We start from the raw sequence: 24,068 nt of genomic DNA, 5'->3' as shown, positions 1-24,068 counted from the left end.
CTGCTGTTGACGGTGAACGACGCCGCCGCCACCCCGCCGAACTGCACCGCCGTCGCACCGGAGAGATTCGCGCCCGTCAGCGTCACCGTCGTCCCCCCGGACACCGGCCCCTGATTCGGCGACACCCCGGTGACCGAGGGAGTGCCGATGTAGGTGAAGGTGAGGGCGTTGCTGGTGCCGCCGGGGGTGGTCACCGTGACCGCCGCGGCTCCAGCCGCATGGGCGGGAGCCACCGCCGTGATCTGCGTGCTGCTGTTGACGGCGAACGACGCCGCCGCCACCCCGCCGAACTGCACCGCCGTCGCACCGGAGAGATTCGCGCCCGTCAGCGTCACCGTCGTCCCCCCGGGCACCGGCCCCTGATTCGGCGACAGACCCGACAGGGAGGGGGTGGCGACGTAGGTGAACAGCACCGCCTGGGCGCTCGTGCCCTGGGCGGTGGTGACGGTGACGTTCACGGTGCCGAGGCCCGAAGGAGTCACCGCAGTGATCTGGGTGGAGCTGTCGACGGTGTACGACGTGGCCGGCTTGGCTCCGAACCGGACGGTGGTCACTGACGTGAAATTGGATCCGGTCACGGTGACCGTCGTGCCACCCGAGGCCGATCCCTGGTTGGGACTGACCGAAGAGACCACAGGGGCAGGCATGGCTGTACTCCTTCGCGCAGGACAGTGGGTCGAGAACGCGGCCCGCCGTGGCGTGGCCGCAAGGTTGAGCCCGTCCGGGCAGAGGGGGGACTGCCGCCCGGACGGGCGTTCATCGCCTCCGTGTCACGGAGGCGCGAGGACCGGTCAGATGCCGGGGCCGGCGACGTAGGTGAAGCCGCCGGCCGCGGTGGCCGATCCCGCGGGGTTGGTCACGACCACGTCGACCGCTCCAGCGGTACCGGGCGGAGTGACCGCGGACAGCGTGGTCGCGTTGATCACCGCGAACGGCGCCGCGACGCCGTCGAAGGTGACCGAGTCCGTGCTGGCCACATTGGTGCCGGTGATGGTCACAGCCGTCCCACCGGAGGTCGAACCCTCGTCCGGGGTGATGGTCCCGATCGTGGGGATGTCGACGTAGGTGTAGCTGAGGCCGTTGTTGGTGCCGCCCGCGGTGGTCACGCTCACCGACACCGAACCGGCCGCCGCGCCCGCAGGCACGGTGACACTGAGAGAGCTGTCGCTGATCACGGTCGGGGTGGCGGTGACCCCGCCGAAGGACACACTGGTGGCCGTCGACAGGCCGGTGCCTGCGAGGGTGATGGTGTTGCCGCCGGCCAGCGGCCCGGAGTCGGCGCTCAGGGAGGACTTGAACGGGGCGCCGACGTAGAAGTACGACAGCGGGTTGCTGGTCCCGCCCGGGGTGGTGACGGTGACGCCGACCGTACCGGTCCCCGAGGGGGAGACGGCGGTGACCTGCGTCGGGGAGACGTTGGTGATGCTCGTGGCGGACTTGCCGCCGAACTTCACCGCGCTGGTGTTGGACAGGTTGGTGCCGGTGATGGTCACCAGGGTCCCGCCCCCGGTGGAACCCTGGTTCGGAGAGATCGGCATGAGGAAGCTCCTCGCTGGTTGATGGGGACATGCGAGAAACCGGCAGGACGGCCAGCCATCGACCGAGACGTCCTCAGGAAGGGGGACCCGCCGACAGGACGCACGTCGACCTCTGCCCGACTCCTTGCGATGCGGCGAGCACTGATCGACAGTGCGTCCGCGCCCGGGTGAACGAACCCGCACAGGCACCCTCGCCCGCCCGGCCAAGCGGGCGGCAACCTCCGCCATCTCCTCTGGGCAAGGAGAAACCGGCAAGCGCTGCCTGATCGAACGTTCCCCCGGCTCGGGGATGGGCAGCCCGCCGGTTCACACTCTTAGTGACCCACGCATCCGATCGAGTGACAAGACACTGTTCTCTCACATCACCCGAAAGGAGTAATACCGTCCTTTCCTGACTCTCATTTTCCCTTCTGCCGAACCTGGTCGGCCAAGCTCCAGGCACCCTGAGGCTTGGCCGGCCAGCCATTACCCGGTGCAGCCGGGGATTCCTGATGGTGCGCAGTTGTCCGGCGTGTTGTTGACGACGGGCGTTCCCGTCAGGACGACCGAGCCGCCGAGGCGGAAGATCCCACCGCCCTGGCCGCCCGAGACATTGGCGGAGACCCTGCCGCCGAGCAGGAGGGACGTACCCGCCTGGTGGTAGAGGCCACCGCCGTCGAGGGCGCTTTCGTTGTCGTTCACGGTGGTGCTCTGCAGTCGCAGGGTGCTTCCGCCGTTGGCGATGCCTCCGCCGTACGAGGCGGCCTCGTTCCCCGTCACGAAGCCGCCGTTCAGGGTGAGGGGGCCTAGCGCCGTGTAGATGCCGCCGCCTTCGAAGTTCTCGGTGCTGTTGTCCCTGACCGCCGTGCCGTTGAGGATCGTGGTCCCGAAGGTGGCCAGCCCTCCACCGAGGAACGTCGCCGTGTTGCCCTGGATGGAGCCGCCGGTCACATTCAGCCGGGCCGACTCACCTACGTGAACGCCTCCACCGTCACCGGCACCGTTGTCCGACACGGTGCTGCCGACGAGTTGCGCCGTCGCACCGGCCGCGACCGCGATCCCGCCGCCGAGGACGGAAGCGATGTTGCCGGTGACCCGGCTCCCGGCCAGGACGAGCGTCCCCTCGGTGAGGATGCCGCCGCCGGCCGTGGCGGAGGTCTCGGTCGCGCTGCCGCCCGACACGGTGATCCCGCTGAGGGTGAGGTATCCCTGCGGAGCGACCGCGGCGATCCGGAACGCCGTGGGTGACTGTCGGGTGATGGTCGCTCGGCTACCGGTGACGGTGAGGTTGCCGGTGATGGTCGGCAGTCCGTTGGCTCCACCCGGCACGGCCGGAGCGGTGAGCGCGTAGGTGCACCCCGACGACAGCACGATGTTTCCCCGCCCCTGGGTGTTCGCCTCGTTGATCTGCTCGATCAACTCGGCGACGTCCCCGCACGGCACCACTCCCCCCTGGAGTGCGGGCGAAGACGCGGCGGTGGCCGGCGCGGCGACACCCGACACGGCTGCGCCCAGCAGCGTAGCCACGGCCAAGATCCGAGCGTTCTTCCATATCAGCACTGGTTCTCCCTTCGGTCGTTGTGGTTCAACCTGATCGGGAGCTTCGCCACTCGGCACCCAGTGAGATCCGGACGGGTGAAGGAGAGCGGCGATGTGACCCAGCGTTGCGGTGGTCGGTCGGCGGTCACGCCACCGAAAACCCCGGAACGTCACCTCGCCCAGACGCCAAGCGGCGCGAGGACTGGACCATTCGAGTGACATATGCAGAAGTGCTCGCGACCGGCGGGACGAGCGTGGGTTACTGAAATGGATCTGGCCGGTGGGCCGCCCATTCTCACCGGGGGAGCGGAAGTCGGACTGCCCGCCGCTTTTCTGCAGAAGCACGGGTGATTCCACCGGCTACCGCGATGGGCACCCCCGGTCGAGGGACCGGATCCCGATCAGCCGGTGTCGTTCGCGGCGCCGGCTGATCGGCAACCTGCTCCCGACCGCCCACTCGCCTCACACCCCGACCCGCGAGCCACCCTCCCTTGGGACCGGGGGATTCCGGCCCGGAGGCTACGCCACATTCACGCGCTGTCCGGGCGGGGCTGCCTCCAGCCAAGCGAGGAAACCGGTCAGCGCGTCGTCGCTCATCGCCAGCTCCAGTCTCACCCCCCGATGGAAACAGGCCAGCACGACCGCGTCCGAGAGCAGGGCCAGCTCCTCCTCGCCGTCGGGGGCGCGGCGGCCGGACACCTCGATCGCCGAGCGTTCCAGGACGCGGCGCGGACGCGGGGAGTACGAGAAGACGCGGTACCACTCGATCCGGTCGCCGTTGTAGCGCGCGACCCCGTAGCCCCAGCCCTTGCCGCTGGGGTCGGGTTTCTCCGGTACGTCCCAGCGCAGGCTGCAGTCGAACGTACCGCCGGAGCGTTGGATGAGTCGGCGGCGCAGACCGAAGACGAACAGGCCGACCACCACGACCGCCACGACCAAGCCGCACACAGTCAGAGCGAGGATCATCGACACCGACCTCCTCGTCTCCTAGGTAACGGAAAAGAAAAAACACCCGGATTCGCCTCAGCCGCGGCCAGGACCGGCGGTAACCGGTCCCAGCCGCGGCTGAGGCAAAGCATCACATCACTGCGCTGGTGTCAGCGCGCCGCCACGGCCCGCAGTCGGACGTCCGCACGCCGCTCGGCGGAGGCGTCGCCCTCCGCCTTCGCGCGCTCGAGCTCCCGCTCCACGCGCTGGACGTCGATCTCGTCCGCCAGCTCGGCGATCTCCGCCAGCAGGGACAGCTTGTTGTCCGCGAACGAGATGAAACCGCCGTGCGCCGCGGCGACGACCGTTCCACCATCACTCGTACGGATGGTCACCGGGCCCGACTCCAGCACACCGAGCAGCGGCTGGTGACCGGGCATGACGCCGATGTCGCCGGACGTGGTGCGCGCGACGACCAGGGTGGCCTCGCCGGACCAGACCTGGCGGTCGGCAGCGACCAGCTCGACGTGCAGCTCAGCAGCCAAGGTTGGCTCCTCGGGTCACCACCCGGCAGGGTCACCGGGTGTTGCGTATAAGTCTAGTAGGGCGCCGAGCACGAATGTGTCGGGGCCTGCCCCCACAGTCTTTCGGCTGGGGGTCTGGGGGTTATCCCCCAGGCAATACAGCAGTAGGTGTGGAGAGAGGGGCAGGACGCACCCCGTGAAGGGTGCTCCCCTGCCCCTCTCCCAAAGGTGCGGGGGTCAGGAGACGCCCAGCTCCTTGGCGTTGGCCTTGAGGTCCTCAATGCCACCGCAGAGGAAGAACGCCTGCTCCGGGAAGTGGTCGTAGTCGCCGTCGATGATCGCGTTGAACGCGGTGATCGACTCGTCCAGCGGTACGTCCGACCCGTCGACGCCGGTGAACTGCTTGGCGACGTGGGTGTTCTGGGACAGGAAGCGCTCCACGCGACGGGCGCGGTGGACGACGAGCTTGTCCTCTTCGCCCAGCTCGTCGATACCGAGGATCGCGATGATGTCCTGAAGGTCCTTGTACTTCTGCAGGACCGTCTTGACGCGCATCGCGGTGTTGTAGTGGTCCGCCGCGATGTACCGGGGGTCGAGGATGCGGGACGTCGAGTCCAGCGGGTCCACGGCCGGGTAGATGCCCTTCTCGGAGATCGGACGGGAGAGAACCGTCGTCGCGTCGAGGTGGGCGAAGGTGGTGGCCGGGGCCGGGTCGGTCAGGTCGTCCGCGGGGACGTAGATCGCCTGCATCGAGGTGATCGAGTGACCACGGGTCGACGTGATGCGCTCCTGGAGGAGACCCATCTCGTCGGCCAGGTTCGGCTGGTAACCCACCGCGGAGGGCATACGACCGAGCAGGGTCGAGACCTCGGAACCGGCCTGCGTGAAGCGGAAGATGTTGTCGATGAAGAACAGCACGTCCTGCTTCTGCACATCGCGGAAGTACTCCGCCATGGTCAGACCGGCCAGGGCCACGCGCAGACGGGTGCCCGGGGGCTCGTCCATCTGGCCGAAGACCAGCGCGGTCTTGTCGATGACGCCCGAGTCGGCCATCTCCTCGATGAGGTCGTTGCCCTCACGGGTGCGCTCACCGACACCGGCGAACACGGAGACACCGTCGTGGTTGTTGGCGACGCGGTAGATCATCTCCTGGATGAGCACCGTCTTGCCGACGCCGGCACCGCCGAACAGGCCGATCTTTCCACCCTTGACGTACGGGGTGAGAAGGTCGATGACCTTGACGCCGGTCTCGAACATCTCGGTCTTCGACTCGAGCTCGTCGAAGCGCGGGGCCTTGCGGTGGATGGACCAGCGCTCGCCCGAGTAGGACTCGTCGGAGTTCAGTACCTCACCGAGGGTGTTGAACACCTTGCCCTTGGTGAAGTCGCCGACGGGGACGGTGATGCCCGTACCCGTGTCGGTGACGGCGGCCTGGCGGACCAGACCGTCGGTGGGCTGCATCGAGATGGTGCGGACCAGGCCGTCACCCAGGTGCTGGGCGACCTCCAGGGTCAGCGTCTTCTTCGCGCCGTCCAGGGCCGGGTCGGCCACCTCGACGTGAAGGGCGTTGTAGATCTCCGGCATGGCGTCGACGGGGAATTCCACGTCGACGACCGGGCCGATGACCCGGGCGACGCGGCCCGTGGCAACGGCCGTCTCAACTGTCGTCGTCATTACCTGTCACTCCCCGCGGTCGCGTCGGCCAGGGCTGCGGTGCCACCGACGATCTCGCTGATTTCCTGGGTGATTTCGGCCTGTCGGGCCGCGTTGGCAAGTCGGGAGAGCGTGGTGATGAGCTCTCCCGCGTTGTCGGTCGCCGACTTCATCGCGCGGCGCGTGGCGGCGTGCTTGGAAGCAGCCGACTGGAGCATCGCGTTGTAGATACGGCTCTCGACGTACCGCGGCAGCAGGGCGTCGAGGACGTCCTCCGCCGACGGCTCGAAGTCGTACAGCGGAAGGATCTCGCCCTTGGTGGACGACTCCGCGGCGACCTCGTCGAGGCTGAGCGGCAGCAGACGGTCGTCGACCGCGGTCTGCGTCATCATCGAGACGAACTCGGTGAAGACGATGTGGAGTTCGTCCACGCCGCCGTCCGCCGTCTCCTTCTCGATGGCCTCGATGAGCGGTGCCGCGACCTTCTTGGCGTCCGCGTACGACGGCTCGTCGGTGAAGCCCGACCACGACTCCACGACCTTGCGCTCGCGGAAGTTGTAGTGGGCCAGGCCACGGCGGCCGACGATGTACGTGTCGACCTCCTTGCCCTCAGCCTCGAGGCTCGCCGTCAGCTTCTCGGCGGCCTTGATCGCGTTGGCGTTGAAGGCGCCGGCCAGACCGCGGTCGCTCGTGAGGAGCAGGACCGCGGAACGGGTCGGCGTCTCGGCCTCGGTGGTCAGCGGGTGCTTGGTGTTCGAGCCCGTGCCGACCGCCGTGACCGCGCGGGTGAGCTCGGTCGCGTACGGCGCGGAGGCCGCCACCTTGCGCTGCGCCTTGACGACGCGCGAGGCGGCGATCATCTCCATCGCCTTGGTGATCTTCTTGGTCGCGGTGACGGTTTTGATGCGACGCTTGTAGACCCGGAGCTGGGCTCCCATGAGTCAGGTCCCTTCCGTCGTCACTTGCCGGCGGCGGCGGGGGCGTCTTCGCCGAGGAGCTTGCCGTCCGACGTCTCGAACTGCTTCTTGAACTCCGCGACAGCGTCGCCGATGGCGGTGATGGTGTCGTCCGACATCTTGGCGCCCTCCTTGATGGAGGTCATGAGGCCCTGCTCCTTGCGGTGCAGGTACTCCAGGAGCTCCTTCTCGAAGCGGCGGATGTCGGCGACCGGTACCTCGTCCATACGGCCGGTGGTGCCGGTCCAGATGGAGACGACCTGGTCCTCGGTGGCCATCGGCTCGTACTGAGCCTGCTTGAGCAGCTCGACGAGTCGCTGACCACGCTCCAGCTGGGACTTCGACGCGGCGTCCAGGTCGGAACCGAAGGCGGCGAACGCCTCCAGCTCGCGGTACTGGGCGAGGTCGAGACGCAGTCGGCCGGACACCTGGCGCATCGCCTTGTGCTGCGCGGAACCACCGACTCGGGAGACGGAGATACCGACGTTCAGCGCGGGGCGCTGACCGGCGTTGAACAGGTCCGACTCCAGGAAGCACTGGCCGTCGGTGATGGAGATGACGTTGGTCGGGATGAACGCCGAGACGTCGTTGGCCTTGGTCTCGACGATCGGCAGACCGGTCATCGAGCCGGCGCCCAGCTCGTCGGAGAGCTTCGCGCAGCGCTCCAGCAGACGGGAGTGCAGGTAGAAGACGTCACCCGGGTAGGCCTCACGCCCCGGCGGGCGGCGCAGCAGGAGGGACACGGCGCGGTAGGCGTCGGCCTGCTTCGAGAGGTCGTCGAAGATGATGAGGACGTGCTTGCCCTCGTACATCCACTGCTGACCGATGGCCGAACCGGTGTACGGCGCAAGGTACTTGAAGCCGGCCGGGTCGGACGCCGGGGCGGCGACGATGGTCGTGTACTCCAGCGCGCCGGCCTCTTCGAGGGCGCCACGCACGGAGGCGATGGTCGAGCCCTTCTGGCCGATGGCGACGTAGACGCAGCGGACCTGCTTCTTCACGTCGCCGGAGCGCCAGTTGTCACGCTGGTTGATGATGGTGTCGACGGCCAGAGCGGTCTTGCCGGTCTGACGGTCGCCGATGACCAGCTGACGCTGGCCGCGGCCGATCGGGGTCATCGCGTCGACGGCCTTGTAGCCCGTCTCCATCGGCTCGTGCACCGACTTGCGCGCCATGACGCCCGGCGCCTGCAGCTCGAGGGCGCGGCGACCGCTGGTCTCGATCTCGCCGAGGCCGTCGATCGGGTTGCCGAGCGGGTCGACGACACGGCCGAGGTAGCCCTCGCCGACCGCCACGGACAGGACCTCGCCGGTACGGGTGACCGGCTGGCCCTCCTCGATACCGCTGAACTCGCCGAGGATGACGGTACCGATCTCGCGCTCTTCGAGGTTGAGCGCGAGTCCGAGGGTGCCGTCCTCGAACTTCAGCAGTTCGTTGGCCATGGCCGAGGGCAGGCCCTCGACCTTCGCGATGCCGTCACCGGCGAGAGTGACTGTGCCGACCTCCTCGCGCGAGGCCGCGTCCGGCTGGTACGACTGGACAAAGGTCTCCAGCGCGTCCCGGATCTCCTCCGGCCGGATCGTGAGCTCCGCCATCTGGGTTCCCTGCTCTCCTTGTTGGGCCCGAAGTTTCACTTGGGGGGATGGGGACTCCCCCCAAAAAGAGGTGAATCCTCTGCACGGCCCAACCAGGGCCGTAGTCAAGTACGTACTACGAGTATTGAGTTGCTGCGTTCTGCGTGGCTGCCGGGCGAGCTAGCTCGCCATGCGGCGGCCGGCGTCCTCGATGCGGTCCGCGATGCTGCCGTTGATGACCTCGTCGCCGACCAGCACCCGGATACCGCCGAGGACCTCGGGGTCCACGTCCAGGTTCAGGTGCATCTGGCGGCCGTAGAGCTTCGCGAGGGCGGCGCCGAGGCGCTGCTTCTGCGGGTCGCTCAGCGGAACCGCGGAGGTGACGACGGCGACCATGCGGTCCCGGCGCTCGGCGGCGAGCTTGGACAGGGACTCGAGTCCCGCTTCCAGGCTACGTCCCCGCGGCGCGGTCACAAGGCGCGTCACCAGACGCTCGGTCGTCGCGGCGGCACGGCCCCCGAGCAGGCTGCGCAGCAGCTCGCCCTTGGCACCGGTGGTCGCGGCACGGTCGGTCAGCGCGGCGCGCAGCTCGGTGTTCGAGGAGACGATCCGGCCGAACCGGAACAGCTCGTCCTCGACGTTGTCGAGCGCACCCGCCTGCTGGGCGGCGGTGAGGTCGGCGATGTCCGCCAGCTCCTCCAGCGCGTCCACCAGGTCGCGCGAACGCGACCAGCGGGAACGCACCATGCCGGCCACCAGGTCGGTGGTGGGCCCGCCGACCTGGCTGCCGAAGAGGCGCTGGGCCAGCTCGGCCTTGGCCTCCCCGGCCTGCGCCGGGTCGGTGAGGACCCGACGCAGGGACACCTCGCGGTGCAGCAGCGCGGTGACCGCGGCCAGCTCGTCGGACAGCTTCTTCGCGTCGGCGGACGTCGAGTCCGTCAGCGCGTCGAGACGCTCACGTGCGGCGGCGGCAGCCTCGCGACTGGCTCCGTGCACGCTCATCGAGTGGCCTCGGCCGTCTCAGCGGCCTCGTCGAGGCCGTCGAGGAAGCGGTCGATCACGCGGCTCTGCCGGGCGTGGTCCTCGAGGGACTCACCGACGAGCTTGCCGGCCAGTTCGGTGGCGAGCTTGCCGACGTCCTGGCGCAGCGCGGACGAGGCGGCCTTGCGGTCGGCGTCGAGCTGGGCGTGACCGGCGGCGACGATCTCCTCGCGCTGCCGCTGGCCTTCCGCGCGCATCTCGGCGATGAGCGTGGCGCCCTGCTCCTGCGCCTCCTGGCGCAGCCGCGCGGCCTCGTGCCTGGCCTCGGCGAGCTGTGCCTTGTACTGCTCGAGGACACTCTGGGCCTCGGTCTGAGCGGCCTCGGCCTTCTCGATACCGCCCTCGATGGCCTCGCGACGCTCTTCCAGAACCTTGTTGATGTTCGGGAGGAGCTTCTTGGCGAGGAAGCCGAAGACGATGACGAAGGCGATCAGGCCGATGACAAGCTCGGGGATCGGCGGTACGAGAGGGTTCTCTGTCTCCCCCTCAGCGGCCGCCAGAATGAGCTGGCTCATGCTCATATCGTTGCCTTTCGTCTGGGTTACTGGTCGTCAGCCTGAAGTGATCAGGAGCCGTAGACGAACGGCATGACCAGACCGATGAGGGCGAGCGCCTCACAGAAGGCGAAGCCGAGAATCTGGTTGGCGCGGATCAGGCCGGCGGCCTCGGGCTGCCGGGCCAGAGCCTGGGTGCCGTTACCGAAGATGATGCCGACGCCGACGCCGGGACCGATGGCGGCGAGACCGTAGCCGATGGAGCCGAGAGCCTTGAGGTCACCGGTGACAGCGGCGAGAGTCTGGGACATACCAGTTCTTCCTTCTCTTTCAAGGACCGGTGGGGTTTGGCCACCGGACGACTGCGGGTTTGGTGGGGGCGGGTACTCAGTGGTGCTCGGCGAGCGCGCCCTGAATGAAGCTGCACGTCAGGAGCACGAACACGTACGCCTGAAGGGCCTGGACGAAGAGCTCGAAGGCCGTCATGACGATGACCATGATGAACGAGACCCCGGCGTAGGCGATGCCGATGCCGTTCAGCAGGTACCAGCTGGCGATCGTGAAGAGCAGCAGCAGGGTGTGCCCCGCGAACATGTTCGCGAAGAGTCGCACCGCGTGCGTGAACGGCCGGACCAGCAGGTTCGAGAAGAACTCGATCGTCATGGACAGCGGCAGCACCGCGCCGAGCGACTTGTCGTAGCCCGTGAAGTTCTTGAAGGCGCCGACGAAGCCGTGCCTCTTGAAGGTCAGCGAGACCCACAGGACGTAGACGATCAGCGCGAGAACGAGCGGGTACGAAATGATCGACGTCACCGGGAACTGAGCCATCGGGACGATCGACCAGAGGTTCATCATCCAGATGAAGAAGAACAGCGAGACGACGAGAGGAACGTACTTGTCGCCCTCCTTCTTACCGATCGTCTCGTAGACAACGCCACGTCGGATGAAGTCGTAACCCGCCTCGGCCACCATCTGCAGCTTGCCCGGGACGACCTGCGGCCTACGGAAGGCAGCCCAGAAGAAGCCGATGACGATGACGGAGCCGAGCAGCGCCAGCAGCATTGTCTTGTTGAAGTACACGTTGCTGTCCGCGTCGCCCATGAGGGGCTCGAACATGAACGAATGCAGGCCCGGAGCCGGGAAGCCACACCCATCGAAAATGTGGCAGTCGGTCTCGAAAGCGAGCACCTGCGTCGGGTCAGCACTCACCGCGGGCTCCTTCAGCGTGGCGCATAGGTACGGCAACCTCGTTGTGTCGGCGCGGCAGACAGCCGCGGTTCGGCACTGGACTGGTGTTTCGGATGTGGGGGCGGCTGTGGGGCATCAAGCCTCGCGATTGAGCAGGCGTCAGCTCAGATGCCCGCGCCCGCGATGCCGCAGTTGGCAACGGACGATAGCAGGAACTCTTACACGCGCTTATCCCGGCCCTACCTCTCACGACGAGTGCCCCGTCTTCGCGGGCCTGTCCCCCGTCGTGGAGTCGGGTTCAACGTAGAGGATCTTCGCCTTCATGTGGGCACGCGCCTGCGCCGCGATCCAGGCGAGGGTGCCTGCGACCAGCGTGAGCGCGAAGGCCCTGGGGTTGAACAGCGTCGTGTTCTTGAACGCCGCGAGAAAGATGAACAGCAGAAGAATTTGAGCCGCGTACAGCATCAGGCCCATCGCCTGGAACAGATGCGGAAGCGTTTTGGCAGTGCGCTGCAGAACGTAGAACCCGATTCCCATGAAAAGGATCACGAGAACCGTCGCGACGACCGCCCCGACCGCTCCTTCGGCGCCGGCGACCACAGCACTGACGACGGCGGCGAGAGCGCCGACGGCGGCTGTGGGGACAGCGGCCTGAAGCAGGGTCCGGACGTCATTGGACGGCATGGCGGCAACTCCGCTTTTCGCAGGGGGGCGTGGGGTGTCGTCATGGACGAGCGTAGTCCCCGGGTCGAGCGGTGAAACTCACGCCAACCGACCGTCGCACTGCGGTCCTTCGGCTCTGTCCGGGGTTCTCGTGAACCGTATCACAAACTATTTGATGAGGTCTTTACCTCGAAGGTGTGCTCGGCGTCACACATGAGAGTGAACCTGCACGTCTGTGCAGAATCGGCGCCAACTTGTCTGGTATTGGGCGCTTTACCCACCCCGGACTCCGTCTACGGTCTCTCTGTTTCAAGCAAAGCGTTAGTCAGATTCTTACCTTGCGGTCAGCGCGACGACCCGGCCTTACGCCGGTCCGGACGGCGCGAACGCGCACCGATCGCGGTCGCCCCGTTGACTCCAGAGACCCCGGCCCGCACCGGCGCCCGGTGCTCGGCGGGATCCGCGGGCTCGGCGGACTCCGCATGGTCGGCCGGCACCGAGGGCACCGACGCGGCCGGCGCCGTCGCCGCCTCCGCGGTCCGGCGGCGCCGGTAGCGCGGCGGCACGAAGCGCTCGGCCCAGCGCGGGGCGCGCGGCGTGAAGCGCGGCAGCAGCAGGAGTACGAGTCCGATCGCGCTCAGCGCCACCACGCTCAGGACGATCCACATGGACGCGTTGTTGACCGAGTAGGACAGAGCGCCGAAGCCGATGAGTGCCGACCAGAAGTACATGATCAGGACGGCCCTGCTGTGCGAGTGCCCCACCTCCAGCAGCCGGTGGTGCAGATGCCCCCGGTCGGCCGCGAACGGCGACTGTCCGCGCCAGGTGCGCCGCACGATCGCCAGCACCAGGTCGGCGGCCGGGATCGCGATGATCGTGAGCGGCATCAGCAGCGGGATGTAGACCGGCACCATCTGGTGCACGGTGTTGCGCTCGGACCCGGAGAACAGGTTCATCGCGTCCGGGTCCATCTGCCCGGTGATGGAGATCGCGCCGGCGGCCAGCACAAGGCCGATCAGCATCGACCCGGAGTCACCCATGAAGATCCGCGCGGGGTGCATGTTGTGCGGCAGGAAGCCGAGGCACATGCCCATCAGGATCACGGCGAACAGGGTGGCCGGGGCGGCGGCCTCAATGCCGTACGAGACCCAGATCCGGTAGGCGTAGAGGAAGAACGCCGCCGAGGCGATGCACACCATGCCGGCCGCGAGACCGTCCAGGCCGTCGACGAAGTTCACCGCGTTGATGGTGATCACGACCAGCGCGACCGTCAGCAGGGTGCCCTGCCACTGGGTCAGCGCGACGTTGCCCACGGACGGGATCGGCAGCCACAGGATCGTCAGGCCCTGCATGACCATGACGCCGGCCGCGATCATCTGCCCGCCGAGCTTGATCAGGGCGTCGATCTCGAACTTGTCGTCCAGAACGCCGATCAGCCAGATCAGCGCGGCACCGGAGAGCAGCGCCCTCGGCTCGTTCGACTTGCTGAAGACCTCGTGGAGGTTGGTGAGGTGGTCGGCGACCAGCAGACCGGCGCACAGCCCGAAGAACATCGCGATCCCGCCGAGCCGCGGAGTGGGTTCCCGGTGCACGTCACGGGCCCTGATCTCCGGCATCGCTCCGGCCACGATCGCGAACTTCCGTACCGGCCCTGTCAGCAGATACGTCACCGCGGCCGTGATGCAGAGCGTCAGCAGGTATTCACGCACGGGCTTCCCCACAGGTCTCGCTGGCCATCCAGGCCCCACACCCTAGCGAGGGACGCATAGGGATAGGGACTTCCGGGTAGCGAAGATGGTTGCACGTGCGCCTGTGCACGAGGTGACGACTACCCCTCACCGACCGGGATACGGCGGAAATCTACCGGCCAGCTCCCGTACTTCTTCACGTGCCCCAGCACTCTCCACAGTCCCACGCAGCACGCCCGCGAAGAGTACGGCGATCCGCGCCATCTCAACCTCGTCCATCCCCTGCGTGGTCAGCGCGGCCGTCCCCAGCCGCAGTCCACGCGCCTCACCGTGCGGCAGGGCGCAGCAGTCCAGGACCACTCCCGCGGCGGAGAGCAGGCCTCGCGCGGTGCGTCCGTCGACTCCGAGCGGTGCCGGATCGGCGGTGATGAGATGGGTGTCGGTGCCGCCCGTGGTGACGACCAGCCCCTCGGCGGCCAGTCCCGCCGCCAGCACCCGGGCGTTGGCGACCACCTGATGGGCGTACGCCGTGAAGGCCGGGGTCGCCGCCTCGCCGAAGGCGACGGCCTTGGCGGCGATCGTGTGCATCTGCGCGCCCCCCTGGGTGAACGGGAAAACCGCCCGGTCGACCCGTTCCGCGAGCTCCGCGCCGCACAGCAGCATCCCGCCGCGCGGTCCGCGCAGCACCTTGTGGGTGGTGGCGCAGACGACGTCGGCGTACGGCACGGGGTTGGGCGCCGCTCCCCCGGCGACGAGCCCGATGGGGTGGGCGGCGTCCGCGATGAGGTAGGCGCCGACCTCGTCGGCGATCTCCCGGAAGGCGGCGTAGTCGATGTGCCGGGGGTAGGCGATGGACCCGCAGACGATCGCCTTGGGGCGATGCGTACGGGCGAGGGCGCGCACCTGCTCGTAGTCGAGGAGCCCGCTCTCGGCGTCCACCCCGTAGGGGACGAAGTCGAACCAGCGTCCGGAGAAGTTGTTGGGCGACCCGTGGGTGAGGTGGCCGCCGTGGGGCAGGCCGAGGGCGAGAACGGTGTCACCGGGGCGCAGGAGGGCGGCGTAGGCGGCCAGCACGGCCGAAGACCCGCTGTGGGACTGGACGTTGGCGTGTTCGGCGCCGAACAGCGCCCTGGCCCGTTCCATCGCGACGCGCTCGGCGACGTCGACGATCTCGCAGCCGCCGTGGTGCCGGGCGCCGGGATATCCCTCGGCGTACTTGTTGGCGAGCGGCGAGCCGAGCGCGGCCAGTACGGCGGGCGAGGTGAAGTTCTCGGCGGCGATCAACTGAAGCGACGTCGCCTGCCGCTCGGCCTCCCCGAGGAGCAGCCCGGCAAGCTCGGGGTCCTGCCGGCGCAGTACGTCGACAGCGTCGGCGGCTTCGCTCGCAAGGGCATGGCTGAGCGACATGGCTGCCTCCGGACGTCGACGGTGACGTACGTCCAATGTAGGCCGTAAGGCCCTACAGGGGCGCGGGGAACTGCACGAAGAACCACAACGGACCCGCAGGCGCTCAGGTCCTCGCCGACACCCCGGTCAGTGCCGTCACCACCGGGTCCAGCGCCAGCTGTATCTCGTCGCCGATCGACCGGAAGAAGGTCAAAGGGGCGCCGTACGGGTCGTACACCTCGTCCGCCTCCGCCGTGGGTGCGAGAAGCCACCCGCGTAGAGCCGCCGCCGCGCGGACCAGGGCGCGCGCCCGTTCGATCATGCCGTCGTCCAGCGGGGGCAGGGTCGCCGGGTCGATCGCCTTCACCAGGCGGGTGAACTCCTTCAGGGTGAAGGTCCGCAGGCCCGCCGAGTGGCCCATGGAGATGACCTGTGCGCGGTGGTCGCGCGTGGCCGTCAGCACCAGGTCGGCCCGGATGACGTGCTCGTCGAGCAGTTCGCGCCCGGTGAAGCCGGAGGCGTCCGCGCCGAACTCCGCGAGGACCGCCTCCGCGTTGGCCTCCATGGGCGCGCCCTCGTGGCCCCACGTACCGGCGCTCTCCACGATCAGGCCGCCCCACAGCGGGTCGTTGAGCCGGTCTGCCAGGGCATGCCGGGTCAGCCGCTCGGTGATCGGTGAGCGGCAGACGTTGCCGGTGCTGACATAGAGGATGCGGAAGGCGTCCCGCGAGGCCCCGTTCCAGTGCTGAGCCCCCGTGACCCCCGTGCGCGGGCCTATGCCACGCCCCGCGTCAGGGGCTGTCAATTCGCCACCTCGAGGTCGGGGACCACCTTGCGCAGCTCTTCGGCGGAGAGCGCGCCGGCGCGCAGCAGGACCGGCACCTTGCCCGTGACGTCGACGATCGACGACGGGACGATGCCGGGGGTGGGGCCGCCGTCCAGGTAGACGGAGACCGAGTCGCCGAGCATCTCCTGGGCGGCGTCGCAGTCCTCGGGGGACGGGTGGCCGGTCAGGTTGGCGGAGGAGACGGCCATGGGGCCGACCTCGGTGAGCAGTTCGATGGCGACCGGGTGCAGCGGCATGCGTACGGCGACGGTGCCCCGGGTGTCGCCCAGGTCCCACTGGAGGGAGGGCTGGTGCTTGGCGACGAGGGTGAGGGCGCCCGGCCAGAAGGCGTCGACGAGTTCCCAGGCCATCTCGGAGAAGTCCGTGACGAGGCCGTGCAGGGTGTTCGGGGAACCGATCAGGACGGGCGTGGGCATGCCACGGCCGCGGCCCTTGGCCTCCAGCAGGTCGGTGACGGCCTCGGAGGAGAACGCGTCGGCGCCGATGCCGTAGACCGTGTCGGTCGGGAGGACCACCAGCTCGCCGCGGCGGACGGCGGACGCGGCCTCGCGCAGACCGGTCGTGCGGTCGGTCGCGTCGTTGGTGTCGTATCGCCGAGCCATTTAGCGGGCCTCCTCGTACACGTACTGCTGGGGGTAGAAAGTGTGGGTGACGCTCACGGCATGGCCCTGCGGGCGGTCGCGAAGCGCGGACGGTTGTTGAGGTCCGGGTGGTCGGCCGCGTCGGCCCAGCCCCGTTCCTCGGTGAAGATCCACGGCACTTGGCCGCCCTGGGTGTCCGCGTGCTCGACGACGACGACGCCGCCGGGACGCAGCAGCCGGTGAGCTGTGCGTTCCAGGCCCCGGATGAGGTCGAGGCCGTCCTCGCCGGAGAACAGGGCGAGTTCGGGATCGTGGTCCCGGGCCTCCGGAGCGACGTACTCCCACTCCGTGAGCGGGATGTACGGCGGGTTGGAGATGACCAGGTCGACCTGGCCGTCGAGGTCCTGGAAGGCGTCCAGGGCGTTGCCCTGCCGCAGGTCGACCCTGGACCCCTCCATGTTCTTGCGGGTCCACGCCAGGGCGTCCTCGGACAGCTCCACGGCGTGCACCCGGGAGCGCGGGACCTCCTGGGCGAGGGCGAGCGCGATGGCGCCCGAGCCGGTGCACAGGTCGACGATCAGCGGCTCGACGACGTCCATCGCGCGGACGGCGTCTATGGCCCAGCCGACGACCGACTCGGTCTCGGGACGCGGTACGAACACGCCCGGCCCGACCTGGAGTTCCAGGTAGCGGAAGAAGGCGCGTCCGGTGATGTGCTGGAGCGGCTCGCGGGCCTCGCGGCGGGCGATGACCTCCCAGTAGCGGGCGTCGAAGTCCGTGTCCTTGACGGTGTGCAGCGTCCCGCGCTTCACACCGTGCACGAACGCGGCGAGCTCCTCCGCGTCGTTGCGCGGCGAGGGCACGCCGGCGTCGGCCAGCCGCTGGGTGGCCTGGGCCACCTCCGCGAGCAGCACGCTACGGGGGCTCGGGGGCCGTCCCCCAATGTTCTGCTGCACGCTGGTCCTCCGGTACTCGTCACTCGTACGGGGCTCGACTGAGCTCGTACGGGGGTTACGCCGCCGCGAGCTTCGCTGCGGAGTCCGCGTCGACACAGGCCTGGATGACGGCGTCGAGGTCGCCGTCCAGCACCTGGTCCAGGTTGTAGGCCTTGAAGCCGACGCGGTGGTCCGAGAGCCGATTCTCCGGGAAGTTGTACGTACGGATCTTCTCGGAGCGGTCGACGGTGCGGACCTGGCTGCGGCGGGCGTCGGCGGCCTCCTTCTCCGCTTCCTCCACGGCTGCCGCGAGGAGCCTGGAGCGCAGGATACGCATCGCCTGCTCCTTGTTCTGCAGCTGGCTCTTCTCGTTCTGGCAGGAGGCGACGACTCCGGTGGGAACGTGGGTGATGCGCACCGCCGAGTCGGTCGTGTTGACGGACTGGCCGCCGGGACCCGAGGAGCGGTACACGTCGATACGGAGGTCGTTCGGGTTGATCTCCACGTCGACCTCCTCGGCCTCGGGGGTCACCAGGACACCGGCCGCGGAGGTGTGGATACGGCCCTGGGACTCGGTCGCGGGCACCCGCTGCACGCGGTGCACCCCGCCCTCGTACTTCAGGCGGGCCCAGACGCCCTGGCCGGGCTCGGTGGCACCCTGGCCGCCCTTGGTCTTCACGGCGACCTGGACGTCCTTGTAGCCGCCCAGCTCGGACTCGGTGGCGTCGATGATCTCGGTCTTCCAGCCGACGCGCTCGGCGTAGCGCAGGTACATCCGCAGGAGGTCCCCGGCGAACAGGGCGGACTCGTCGCCGCCGGCGCCGGCCTTGACCTCGAGGATGACGTCCTTGTCGTCGTTGGGGTCACGCGGAACGAGCAGCAGGCGCAGCCTCTCGGTGAGGTCCTCGCGCTGCTTCTCCAGTTCCTTGACCTCGGCGGCGAAGTCGGGGTCGTCGACGGCGAACTCCTTCGCCGTGCCGATGTCGTCCCCGGTCTGTTTCCAGGAGCGGTACGTCGCGACGATCGGGGTCAGCTCGGCGTAGCGCTTGTTGAGCTTGCGCGCGTTGGCCTGGTCGGCGTGGACCGACGGGTCGGCGAGCTGCTTCTCCAGGTCGGCGTGCTCGGTGAGCAGATCCTCGACGGCCTCGAACATGGGGGCTCCTGAAAAACGTCTGTACGTTCTGTACGCGGGGGAAGTCGGGCGACCAAAAACGCCGGTCCAGGTACGCCCCGGAGGGCGACCGTGGACCGGCGCTGGTGCCTCGCTACTTCTTGGAGCCGGCAGCGGCCTTGCCGAAGCGGGCCTCGAAGCGGGCCACACGGCCACCGGTGTCGAGGATCTTCTGCTTGCCCGTGTAGAACGGGTGGCACTCGGAGCAGACCTCGGCGCGGATGGTGCCGCTCGTGATCGTGCTGCGGGTGGTGAACGACGCGCCACAGGTGCAGCTGACCTGCGTCTCGACGTACTCGGGGTGGACTTCGCGCTTCAAGGGGTTCTCCTAGTTTCGGGAGGGCTCCGGGTCGCCTCCGCGGGATGCGGGAGCGTGAACCGGGGCCGACGTACCAGTCTGCCAGGACTGGGCGCATCCCCCAAAACCGGGGGTTGGGCTCAGGTATTCCCTGCGGGTGCGGTGGCTGTGTCTGCGGGTGCGTTGTGGCTTGTCGCGCAGTTCCCCGCGCCCCTGAAAAGGGCGGCTCCGCCGCCTCTTTTCAGGAAGAGGGGGTCACCACGCCTGCCGCGTCGCCCCTTGCCGTGTCCTTGGTCGCGACTGCCGGGATCGGCTTGTCCGCCTTCAGGGCGTTCCAGACCAGCTCTGCCTTGTCCTCGTCGACCACGACCCTGTTGGGGTTCGCCCGGTCGTACTCGACCGGCATGGTGATCATGGTCATGTGGCTGGAGCTGATGCTCTTGAGGCCTGTGGCGAAGGAGGTCAGGGAGCGGACCGAGCCGAGGTCCGAGTCGGTGGTGACCGCCTTGGTCGCGGTGTCGGCCAGGTCGAAGAGCTTCTTGGGGTTCGTCAGGACGCCCACGTCCTTGATCTGGTCGACCAGGGCCTTGATGAACGCCTGCTGGAGCTGGATGCGGCCGAGGTCGGAGCCGTCGCCCACGCCGTGGCGGGTGCGGACCAGGCCGAGGGCCTGGGAGCCGTTGAGGCGGTGGGTGCCGGCCTTCAGGTTCAGATGGCTGTCGGAGTCCCTGATGTCCTTCGTCGTGGTGATCTCGACGCCGCCGAGCTCGTCGACGAGCTTCTGGAAGCCGGTGAAGTCGACCTCGATGTAGTGGTCCATCCGGATCCCGGTGAGCGACTCGACGGTCTTCACCGCGCAGACGGCGCCTCCCGTGGAGTACGCCGAGTTGAACATCACGCCGGAGGCCGCGTCGTGCGTGACGCCCTTGGCGTCGGTGCACAGGGGACGGTCGACGAGGGTGTCCCGGGGGATCGAGACCACGCTGGCCTTCTTGTGGCCCTCGTACACGTGGACGATCATCGCGGTGTCCGAGCGGGCGCTGCCGTCGTCGGTGCCGCCGCCGAGCTTCCTGTTGGCGCCGGAGCGGGTGTCGGAGCCCAGGACGAGGATGTCCTCGGAGCCGTTGTCGACGTTGGTCGGGCGGTCGGTGCCGAGGACCTGGTTGATGTCGACGCTCTTGATGTTGCCGTTGAGCTTGAAGTACACGTATCCGAGGCCGGTGCCGCCGAGCACGACGATGCCCGCGGCGACCCAGGCGGTGACGAGGAGCGCCTTGGAGCGCCTGCTGCGGGGCTTGCGGCGGCTGCGCCGCTTCGTCGGCCTCGCTGGATCAAGAGGATTGCTCTCGCCGGACATGTGCTTCCCTTTTCCGTCGTAACCGGTCAGTCAGACGGTCATTAGGGAAAAAGGGTTGCACAACGCACTGTGCCCTTCGCGTAGGGCGAAGGGCACAGTCCATGACCGAACGGGCGGGACGCTGTCCGGAGAACCCGCTCACCTGCGGGTTCAGCTGATGATGTCGAACTGCTTGTAGTCGGTTCCGACGACCTTCGGTGTGCCGAAGATCTCGCTCGTGCCCTTGCCGGTGCCCGGGTAGAGGTACAGCTTCCCGGCGACCGTACGGGCCAGGAAGTCGGCCTTTCCGTCGCCGGTCACGTCTCCGGGGGTGACCAGCGTGTTGTAGGCGTCCCAGGTGCGCACCCTGACCCGGGCCGCGAAGGCCTGGGTGCCGGACCTGCCGTTGCCCTTGATGAGGTAGCCGGCCGAGCCGGTCTTGGCGCGGGCGAGCAGGTCGGCCTTGCCGTCGCCGTTGAAGTCGCCGTGGCCGACGATCGAGTTGTACTGGTTCCAGCCGGTGGAGACCTTGAACGGCGACCCGAAGGTGCCGTCGCCGTTGCCCGGGTAGACCCACAGGGCGCCACCGGAGTCGACCGAGAGGATGTCGGGCTTGTAGTCGCCGGTGACATCGCCCGGGGTGATGATGCGGGTGCGGGTCTTCCAGTTGGCGAAGATCGTCTTCGTGGCCCAGGTTCCGGCGCTGCCGTCGGCCTTGGGCACGTAGTGCATCCAGTAGACGGCGCCCGAGATGCTGTCGCGGAGCACCAGGTCCTGGTAGTCGTCCCGGTTCAGGTCGGTCTGCAGGACGACGTTGACGCCGTCCCAGTTGCCCCAGGAGATGCTCGCGGCGAAGCTGGTCCCCTTGGAGTCCCGCTCGTAGCCGACCTTGGTGGAGGCGCGGCGCAGCCACAGGTCGGCGAGCTGGTCACCGCTGAGGTTCGCGTCCTCGACCCGCGGGTACACGGCGCCGACGTACGAGGTGACCTTGGTGAAGACGCTGTAGGCGCCCTTCTCCACGCAGTTCGTCACACCCCAGGAGACGACGCCCACGACCTTGCTGCCGACCACGAGCGGACCGCCGGAGTCGCCGTTGCAGGTGGTGGTGGTCCCGGTGTCGCTGCCGGTGGCGGGCTTGCCCGCGCAGACCATGTGCCCCTTGACGTAGCCGCTGCGGTACTTGGCCGTGCAGGTCGCGTCGGACTGGATGGGCAGCGTGGCCGTCTTCAGCGTCTGCGAGGTGGCCTGGGTGGTGGAGCTGGTGCGCCCCCAGCCGTAGACGGTGGCGTTGGTGAGCGGCTTGTACGACGTGGTGTCACCGGACGTCGTCATCCGCAGCGGTGCGGCCTTGACCGGGTAGTCGAGGGTCAGCACGGCGATGTCGTTGTCGAACGTCGTCGCGTTGTACGCCGGGTTGTTCCACTGGCGCCAGACGCCCGAGAGGGTCCCGTTCGTCTTCCCCTCGGCGTCCGGCAGCGTGGCCGTGCCGGTGACGACGACACCGTGGGCCTTCCAGTTGTAGCCCTTGACGCAGTGCGAGGCGGTGAGGATCTTCGTCGGCGCGATGACGGTGCCGCCGCAGAAGAACTTGACGTCGTCGCCGGTCGCGGTGGTGCCCTTGGTGTCGGAGTACCAGAGCTGGGCCATGAACGGGGCGGTCGAGATGGTGGTCGTCGAACCACCGATGATCTTCGCCTGCTTGGTGCCGGCGGCCGTACCGGCGGTCGACGCCGTCTTCTCGCCGCCCAGGGTGCTGTCACTGGTGGCCGCGTCCGCGACACGCTTCTCCAGCTCCGCGTTGCTGGGACCGCTGCGGCTCGGGGCGACGGTGGGCTTCGGCGGGACGGTGGCGGCGCTCGCGGACGACATCAGCAGCGCGCCGGTGACCGCGGCGGCGAGGCCGACGGCGACCGCGGGAACGGCGATCCGCACTCGGCGTCTGTGGCGGCCTTCACCGGACAGGGATATACCCACTCAAGTCCCCCCTAGGGATTGTCAGTTCGGGCACATCACGAGAATCGGCCCGAAGAGCGCGATCGTACACGCGTCCCATACACCACAAAGGGCCACCCCCATAACGCGGGATGACCCTTTGGTGCACTGCTCGGTACTGCACTGCTCGGTACTGCGCGGAGGGTTTGTGCCTAGCGTGCCGCCGTCCCGAACCGCAGCCCGGCCCCGGGGAGCCCGCCGACGCCGGGCACATAGGAGACGACGGGCTGCACGGTGCCGCCGTTGGCGTTCGACCACGGCATCGCGTACAGGCCACCGAAGGCGCCCGGTCCGAAGGGCATCCCGATGTACAGGCGGGTGGCCGTGCTGTGCAGGCTGGAGCCTGCCTTCTGCGAGGTACCCGGGGTGCCCGGCATGCCGGTGCTGTTGCCCGCGTCGATCCACTTGTCGTTCGCGCCGGGCGTCCCGATCACGGAGAAGACGCTCACCGCGCCGGCGTCCACGACCGAGCCGATGTCCTCGCCCGGCACTCCGACGGCCATCCGGAGGTTGGCGGCCGTGGTGCTCCCGGATCCGAGGGTGGCCATCGTCACCTGCGCGCCCATCCGGTCACCGGCCTCGGGAGCGCCGATGACGTCTTCAGGACCCTGCTGGTATTCGCCGACCTCCTGGACCACGGGGTTGCGGTCCTTGACCACGCTGAGTACGACGACCCGTCCCGCGTCGGCCTTGTTGGCTCCGTCGAAGGTGAGGTCCTCGCCGGGGGCGCCGATGGCGACGTAGGAACCCCGCAGTGTGAGCGGGCCCATGGTGACCGTGCCTTCGGTGGCCGCGACCGCGGCGCCGAACTGGTCGCCCGCCTCCACCTCGGCGCTCACGAGTTTGCCGACCTCTGCCTGGTGAGCGGATCCCAGGTAGGCGGGCACTCCGGAGCTGTTGAGCTCGTGGCTCAGCACCGTGACCGCGCCCGAGACCACCTCGGCGGCGGCGGGGCTCGGGCTGGGCTTGACTCCCTCGCCCGGGGCCCCGATCACCACGTGCTCGGGCGTCGCGGCGACCGAGGAGCCGAACTTGTCGCCCGCCTCGGCGAGGTCGGACCCCACCGTCTTCCCCTGGACCAGCGCTCGGTTGATGGTGCCGCGCAGATAGAACGCGCCACCGGCATCCGTCTTGTCGTCGATGTCCTCACCGGGAGATCCGATGACCAGGTAGGGCTCCTGGGCGGTGGTGAGACCGGCGGCGAGGGCGGCACCCATGCGGTCCCCGGCCTCGGACGCCGCGGTCAGGATGGCACCCGAACCGGTGCCCTGTTCGAGTCGGACCGACGCCTTTCCGGCGCCCAGACCGGCTGCGGAGCCGTAGATGATGTCGACGACACCGACGTCGGCCACCGTGCCGGCGTCCTCGCGGGAGGTGGCGGCCACCAGTTCGGTGCAGCCGTCCTTGTCGTAGTCGACGGTGGCGAGCGCGTCGCCGAAGAAGTCGTTGGCCTCGGCGGCGCCGGGCACCGTGGGCAGGTCCTGGTTGAGCTCGAGGGTGCCCTTGCCGCCGCCGTAGATGACGCGTACGAGGCCGGCCTTGGCGTCTCCGCCGACGGTGGCCTCCGGGTCGGCGACGGCGATGTCCTCGATCCGGTCGCAGTTGAAGTCGGCGAAGTTGACGGATCCCTGGCCGAGCGCCTTGGCGAGGTCGATGCGCGGGGTCGTCGCCCCTGTGTAGGTGATGGGTTTGCCGGTGGTCTTCAGGAGTGACTCGAGGCTCGTGATGCTCTTGTCGGGGAAGGCCTGGTGGAGGACG

The 24,068-nt window shown here is 68.6% G+C and carries 23 protein-coding genes; all 23 read right to left on the bottom strand.

Features of this window, described 5'->3' with window-relative positions:
* Positions 1–647, bottom strand: a 647-nt coding sequence (locus PV396_RS35325) for an IPT/TIG domain-containing protein (protein ID WP_319211732.1), incomplete at its 3' end; no start/stop codon positions are given.
* Positions 648–791: 144 nt separating this feature from the next.
* Positions 792–1,538, bottom strand: coding sequence for an IPT/TIG domain-containing protein (locus tag PV396_RS35320; protein ID WP_319211730.1), 747 nt, complete (start codon positions 1,536–1,538; stop codon positions 792–794).
* A gap of 465 nt (positions 1,539–2,003) precedes the next feature.
* Positions 2,004–3,044 carry a right-handed parallel beta-helix repeat-containing protein gene (locus PV396_RS35315; RefSeq protein ID WP_319211728.1) on the bottom strand — a complete coding sequence of 347 codons (1,041 nt, stop codon included), beginning with the start codon at positions 3,042–3,044 and terminating at the stop codon, positions 2,004–2,006.
* Positions 3,045–3,575: 531 nt separating this feature from the next.
* On the bottom strand, positions 3,576–4,022 hold the full coding sequence (locus PV396_RS35310; RefSeq protein ID WP_319211726.1) for a DUF2550 domain-containing protein: 447 nt from the start codon (positions 4,020–4,022) through the stop codon (positions 3,576–3,578).
* Positions 4,023–4,153: 131 nt separating this feature from the next.
* On the bottom strand, positions 4,154–4,528 hold the full coding sequence (locus PV396_RS35305; RefSeq protein WP_189149593.1) for a F0F1 ATP synthase subunit epsilon: 375 nt from the start codon (positions 4,526–4,528) through the stop codon (positions 4,154–4,156).
* A gap of 216 nt (positions 4,529–4,744) precedes the next feature.
* Positions 4,745–6,181: a F0F1 ATP synthase subunit beta gene (gene atpD, locus PV396_RS35300; RefSeq protein ID WP_319211723.1), complete on the bottom strand. Its 1,437-nt coding sequence runs from the start codon at positions 6,179–6,181 to the stop codon at positions 4,745–4,747.
* Positions 6,181–7,098, bottom strand: a complete 918-nt coding sequence (locus PV396_RS35295; RefSeq protein ID WP_319211721.1) for a F0F1 ATP synthase subunit gamma — start codon at positions 7,096–7,098, stop codon at positions 6,181–6,183. The genes atpD and PV396_RS35295 overlap by 1 nt, the downstream gene beginning before the upstream one ends.
* A gap of 20 nt (positions 7,099–7,118) precedes the next feature.
* Positions 7,119–8,711 carry a F0F1 ATP synthase subunit alpha gene (atpA, locus tag PV396_RS35290; protein WP_319211719.1) on the bottom strand — a complete coding sequence of 531 codons (1,593 nt, stop codon included), beginning with the start codon at positions 8,709–8,711 and terminating at the stop codon, positions 7,119–7,121.
* A gap of 159 nt (positions 8,712–8,870) precedes the next feature.
* On the bottom strand, positions 8,871–9,686 hold the full coding sequence (locus PV396_RS35285; protein ID WP_319211919.1) for a F0F1 ATP synthase subunit delta: 816 nt from the start codon (positions 9,684–9,686) through the stop codon (positions 8,871–8,873).
* 2 nt (positions 9,687–9,688) lie between these two features.
* On the bottom strand, positions 9,689–10,246 hold the full coding sequence (locus tag PV396_RS35280) for a F0F1 ATP synthase subunit B (protein ID WP_319211718.1): 558 nt from the start codon (positions 10,244–10,246) through the stop codon (positions 9,689–9,691).
* 50 nt (positions 10,247–10,296) lie between these two features.
* Positions 10,297–10,536 (bottom strand): ATP synthase subunit C, encoded by a 240-nt coding sequence (locus tag PV396_RS35275; protein WP_005311859.1) that lies wholly within the window; start codon positions 10,534–10,536, stop codon positions 10,297–10,299.
* A gap of 76 nt (positions 10,537–10,612) precedes the next feature.
* Positions 10,613–11,434: a F0F1 ATP synthase subunit A gene (atpB, locus tag PV396_RS35270; protein ID WP_319211712.1), complete on the bottom strand. Its 822-nt coding sequence runs from the start codon at positions 11,432–11,434 to the stop codon at positions 10,613–10,615.
* 225 nt (positions 11,435–11,659) lie between these two features.
* Complete coding sequence (locus PV396_RS35265) at positions 11,660–12,097, bottom strand: hypothetical protein (protein ID WP_319211710.1); 438 nt, start codon at positions 12,095–12,097, stop codon at positions 11,660–11,662.
* A gap of 323 nt (positions 12,098–12,420) precedes the next feature.
* Complete coding sequence (locus PV396_RS35260; protein WP_319211708.1) at positions 12,421–13,785, bottom strand: MraY family glycosyltransferase; 1,365 nt, start codon at positions 13,783–13,785, stop codon at positions 12,421–12,423.
* Between the two features lie 126 nt (positions 13,786–13,911).
* Positions 13,912–15,171, bottom strand: a complete 1,260-nt coding sequence (gene glyA, locus PV396_RS35255) for a serine hydroxymethyltransferase (RefSeq protein ID WP_319211706.1) — start codon at positions 15,169–15,171, stop codon at positions 13,912–13,914.
* Positions 15,172–15,274: 103 nt separating this feature from the next.
* Complete coding sequence (locus PV396_RS35250; protein WP_319211704.1) at positions 15,275–15,955, bottom strand: protein-tyrosine-phosphatase; 681 nt, start codon at positions 15,953–15,955, stop codon at positions 15,275–15,277.
* A complete protein-coding gene (locus tag PV396_RS35245) occupies positions 15,952–16,599 on the bottom strand; it encodes an L-threonylcarbamoyladenylate synthase (protein ID WP_319211702.1) in 648 nt (215 codons plus the stop codon). The genes PV396_RS35250 and PV396_RS35245 overlap by 4 nt, the downstream gene beginning before the upstream one ends.
* A gap of 53 nt (positions 16,600–16,652) precedes the next feature.
* Positions 16,653–17,492 (bottom strand): peptide chain release factor N(5)-glutamine methyltransferase, encoded by an 840-nt coding sequence (gene prmC, locus PV396_RS35240; protein ID WP_319211918.1) that lies wholly within the window; start codon positions 17,490–17,492, stop codon positions 16,653–16,655.
* A 97-nt stretch (positions 17,493–17,589) separates the two neighbouring features.
* A complete protein-coding gene (gene prfA / locus PV396_RS35235) occupies positions 17,590–18,666 on the bottom strand; it encodes a peptide chain release factor 1 (protein WP_319211700.1) in 1,077 nt (358 codons plus the stop codon).
* Between the two features lie 112 nt (positions 18,667–18,778).
* Positions 18,779–19,003, bottom strand: a complete 225-nt coding sequence (rpmE, locus tag PV396_RS35230) for a 50S ribosomal protein L31 (RefSeq protein ID WP_055525667.1) — start codon at positions 19,001–19,003, stop codon at positions 18,779–18,781.
* A 220-nt stretch (positions 19,004–19,223) separates the two neighbouring features.
* The gene (locus PV396_RS35225; RefSeq protein WP_319211697.1) at positions 19,224–20,339 is read right to left on the bottom strand and encodes an LCP family protein; all 1,116 of its coding nucleotides are present in this window, start codon (positions 20,337–20,339) and stop codon (positions 19,224–19,226) included.
* A 150-nt stretch (positions 20,340–20,489) separates the two neighbouring features.
* Positions 20,490–22,250 (bottom strand): trypsin-like serine protease, encoded by a 1,761-nt coding sequence (locus tag PV396_RS35220; protein ID WP_319211695.1) that lies wholly within the window; start codon positions 22,248–22,250, stop codon positions 20,490–20,492.
* 212 nt (positions 22,251–22,462) lie between these two features.
* Positions 22,463–24,068, bottom strand: a 1,606-nt coding sequence (locus tag PV396_RS35215; RefSeq protein WP_319211693.1) for an esterase, incomplete at its 5' end; no start/stop codon positions are given.

The organism is Streptomyces sp. ME02-8801-2C (assembly GCF_033793965.1).
Lineage (GTDB): Bacteria > Actinomycetota > Actinomycetes > Streptomycetales > Streptomycetaceae > Streptomyces.
This window is presented reverse-complemented; position numbering and strand designations above follow the sequence as displayed.

What these genes read in the sequence shown, in the direction of transcription:
- PV396_RS35320 (WP_319211730.1), bottom strand. Translation starts at nt 1,538, where the DNA reads ATGCCGATCTCTCCGAACCAGGGTTCCACCGGGGGCGGGACCCTGGTG.
- PV396_RS35310 (WP_319211726.1), bottom strand. Translation starts at nt 4,022, where the DNA reads ATGATCCTCGCTCTGACTGTGTGCGGCTTGGTCGTGGCGGTCGTGGTG.
- atpD (WP_319211723.1), bottom strand. Translation starts at nt 6,181, where the DNA reads ATGACGACGACAGTTGAGACGGCCGTTGCCACGGGCCGCGTCGCCCGG.
- PV396_RS35295 (WP_319211721.1), bottom strand. Translation starts at nt 7,098, where the DNA reads ATGGGAGCCCAGCTCCGGGTCTACAAGCGTCGCATCAAAACCGTCACC.
- atpA (WP_319211719.1), bottom strand. Translation starts at nt 8,711, where the DNA reads ATGGCGGAGCTCACGATCCGGCCGGAGGAGATCCGGGACGCGCTGGAG.
- PV396_RS35280 (WP_319211718.1), bottom strand. Translation starts at nt 10,246, where the DNA reads ATGAGCCAGCTCATTCTGGCGGCCGCTGAGGGGGAGACAGAGAACCCT.
- PV396_RS35275 (WP_005311859.1), bottom strand. Translation starts at nt 10,536, where the DNA reads ATGTCCCAGACTCTCGCCGCTGTCACCGGTGACCTCAAGGCTCTCGGC.
- PV396_RS35265 (WP_319211710.1), bottom strand. Translation starts at nt 12,097, where the DNA reads ATGCCGTCCAATGACGTCCGGACCCTGCTTCAGGCCGCTGTCCCCACA.
- glyA (WP_319211706.1), bottom strand. Translation starts at nt 15,171, where the DNA reads ATGTCGCTCAGCCATGCCCTTGCGAGCGAAGCCGCCGACGCTGTCGAC.
- PV396_RS35245 (WP_319211702.1), bottom strand. Translation starts at nt 16,599, where the DNA reads ATGGCTCGGCGATACGACACCAACGACGCGACCGACCGCACGACCGGT.
- prfA (WP_319211700.1), bottom strand. Translation starts at nt 18,666, where the DNA reads ATGTTCGAGGCCGTCGAGGATCTGCTCACCGAGCACGCCGACCTGGAG.
- PV396_RS35225 (WP_319211697.1), bottom strand. Translation starts at nt 20,339, where the DNA reads ATGTCCGGCGAGAGCAATCCTCTTGATCCAGCGAGGCCGACGAAGCGG.